General features: G+C 54.2%; 1 tRNA gene and 2 rRNA genes (1 of these 3 only partly in view). All 3 read right to left on the bottom strand.

Annotation, left to right across the window (positions count from 1 at the left end):
* Positions 1-52 precede the first annotated feature (52 nt).
* Positions 53-129, bottom strand: a tRNA-Met gene (locus tag IEX50_RS17280).
* A gap of 72 nt (positions 130-201) precedes the next feature.
* Positions 202-316, bottom strand: a 5S ribosomal RNA gene (gene rrf / locus IEX50_RS17275).
* Positions 317-470: 154 nt separating this feature from the next.
* Positions 471-3,235: ribosomal RNA gene (locus IEX50_RS17270) — 23S ribosomal RNA — on the bottom strand (it continues 39 nt past the right edge of the window).

The raw sequence follows: 3,235 nt of genomic DNA, 5'->3' as shown, positions 1-3,235 counted from the left end.
GACAAACGAAAACTCCCTCAAGCCGGACGGCCTGAGGGAGTTGTGAGATCGTTGGTTGCGGGGACAGGATTTGAACCTGTGACCTTCAGGTTATGAGCCTGACGAGCTACCGGGCTGCTCCACCCCGCGGTGAGGTGTTGTGTTGTGTTGTGAGCATTGTGAATGGGTTTCATGCGGTGTGACACGTGCGCTGGCTTCAAAGCCTGGCGGCGACCTACTCTTCCATTGCTTGAGCAATAGTACCATCGGCGCTGTTCGGTTTCACGGCCGAGTTCGAGATGGGATCGGGTGGGTCACGAACGCTATGGCCACCAAGCTATGGGGCCAGCGCATATGTTGTGCATGTTGGGTTAGAAATCGATGCTGTTGCCTGCCGGTTAGTGCAGGTCTTTGAGACTGCGCTGTCTCTTATCCTGTCGTCTCGGACGCGGTCTGTCTTGTGGACAGCCTTGTCGTTGATGGTGGGACTCTTCAAGCGCGAATAGAGCAATTAGTATCGGTTAGCTGCATGCGTTACCGCACTTCCACATCCGATCTATCAACGTGGTGGTCTTCCACGGCTCTATGAAATCTTATCTCGAGGGAGGCTTCCCGCTTAGATGCTTTCAGCGGTTATCCCGTCCGTACATAGCTACCCTGCTGCGCTCTTGGCAGAACGACAGGTCCACCAGAGGTACGTTCAACCCGGTCCTCTCGTACTAGGGTCAACTCCTCTCAAATTTCGACGCCCACGGCAGATAGGGACCAAACTGTCTCGCGACGTTCTGAACCCAGCTCACGTACCACTTTAATTGGCGAACAGCCAAACCCTTGGGACCTGCTCCAGCCCCAGGATGTGATGAGCCGACATCGAGGTGCCAAACAACCCCGTCGATATGAGCTCTTGGGGGTTATCAGCCTGTTATCCCCGGCGTACCTTTTATCCGTTGAGCGATGGCCCTTCCACGAGGGACCACCGGATCACTATGACCGACTTTCGTCTCTGCTCGACTTGTCAGTCTCGCAGTCAGGCTGGCTTATGCCATTGCACTCTAACAGCCGGTTTCCAACCGGCCTGAGCCAACCTTCGCGCGCCTCCGTTACTCTTTAGGAGGCGACCGCCCCAGTCAAACTACCCGCCACAGAGGGTCCTTCGTCCAGTTTCATGGACGCAAGTTAGACATCAGAAAACAACAGGGTGGTATTTCACCTTTGGCTCCACGACAGCTGGCGCCATCGCTTCAAAGCCTCCCACCTATGCTACACAGTTCTTTCCTAATGCCACTCTGAAGCTGCAGTAAAGGTGCACGGGGTCTTTCCGTCTAACCGCGGGTACTCCGCATCTTCACGGAGAATTCAATTTCGCTGAGCAGGTGTTGGAGACAGTGGGGAAGTCGTTACGCCATTCGTGCAGGTCGGAACTTACCCGACAAGGAATTTCGCTACCTTAGGACCGTTATAGTTACGGCCGCCGTTTACCTGGGCTTCATTTCGGAGCTTGCACCCCTCCACTTAACCTTCAGGCACCGGGCAGGCGTCAGACCCTATACGTCGTCTTGAAGCCGACTTAGCAGAGCCCTGTGTTTTTGCTAAACAGTCGCTACCCCCTGGCCTGTGCCCCCCATCAGAGCTTGCGCCTAGATGGGGCCTCCTTCTTCCGAAGGTACGGAGGCAATTTGCCGAGTTCCTTCAACACCCTTCTCTCAAGCGCCTTGGTATACTCTACCTGACCACCTGTGTCGGTTTCGGGTACGGTCTATACGGTGGGGCTATTTCCTGGAACCATTTCGAAGCCATCCCAATCCGTTAAGGGATGACAACACACATGATCCGTCACACACCACCAGGCCCACGAATATTAACGTGGTTCCCATCGACTACCCCCTTCGGGCTCGTCTTAGGGGCCGGCTCACCCTGCGCGGATTAGCCTTGCGCAGGAACCCTTGGTCTTTCGGCGACAGTGCATCTCACACTGTTTATCGCTACTCATGTCTGCATTCGCACTTCCGATACCTCCACGACCCATTACCAGATCGCTTCATCAGCCTACGGAACGCTCCGCTACCGCGTACGCTTATCGCGCACACCCTAAGCTTCGGTGCGTGTCTTGAGCCCCGTTACATCTTCGCCGCAGGATCTCTATTAGACCAGTGAGCTGTTACGCTTTCTTTAAAGGATGGCTGCTTCTAAGCCAACCTCCTGGTTGTTTTGGAAATCCCACATGCTTTCCCACTTAGACACGACTTGGGGACCTTAGCTGTAGGTCAGGGCTGTTTCCCTCTTGACGACGGACCTTAGCACCCGCCGTCTGTCTCCCGAGCATTACTCAATGGTATTCGGAGTTTGGTTAGGTTTGGTAGATCTCGCGACCCCCTAGCCCATCCAGTGCTCTACCCCCATCGGTATTCACTCGAGGCACTACCTCAATAGTTTTCGCGGAGAACCAGCTATTTCCCGGCTTGATTGGCCTTTCACCCCTAAACACAACTCATCCGGTAACTTTTCAACGTTAATCGGTTCGGACCTCCAGTGGGTGTTACCCCACCTTCATCCTGGTCATGCCTAGATCGCCGGGTTTCGGGTCTAATGCGTCAAACTCAGTCGCCCTATTCAGACTCGCTTTCGCTGCGCCTACACCTAACGGCTTAAGCTTGCTTGACACATTAAGTCACAGACCCATTATGCAAGAGGTACGCTGTCAGGGCATAAAACCCCTCCAACTGCTTGTAGGCAATCCGTTTCAGGTACTGTTTCACTCCCCTCATCGGGGTGCTTTTCACCTTTCCCTCACGGTACTAGTTCACTATCGGTCGCATACGAGTATTTAGGCTTGGAGGGTGGGCCCCCCATATTCAGACAGAATTACACGTGTTCCGCCCTACTCTAGTCCTCTTGTCTCACTTTCGCATACGGGACTGTCACCCGCTATGGTCGGCCTTTCCAAACCGTTCTGCTAGTTGAACAAGAGGCACTGGCCTGGTCCGCGTTCGCTCGCCACTACTAACGGAATCTCGGTTGATGTCTTTTCCTCCAGCTACTGAGATGTTTCAGTTCGCCGGGTTCGCTTCACCAAAGCTATTTATTCACTTCGGTGATACCCTCCCCAATTAATCCGTACCGCGTCCAGTCCGAAAACCAGACACGGCAAGGATTAATCGGTGAGAGTGGGTTTCCCCATTCGGAAATCTGCGGGTCAAAGGTTGCTCACACCTCACCGCAGCTTATCGCAGCGTGCCACGTCCTTCATCGCCTGTAT

It is taken from the genome of Sphingomonas prati, assembly GCF_014643515.1.
Taxonomy (GTDB): domain Bacteria; phylum Pseudomonadota; class Alphaproteobacteria; order Sphingomonadales; family Sphingomonadaceae; genus Sphingomonas_R; species Sphingomonas_R prati.
This window is presented reverse-complemented; position numbering and strand designations above follow the sequence as displayed.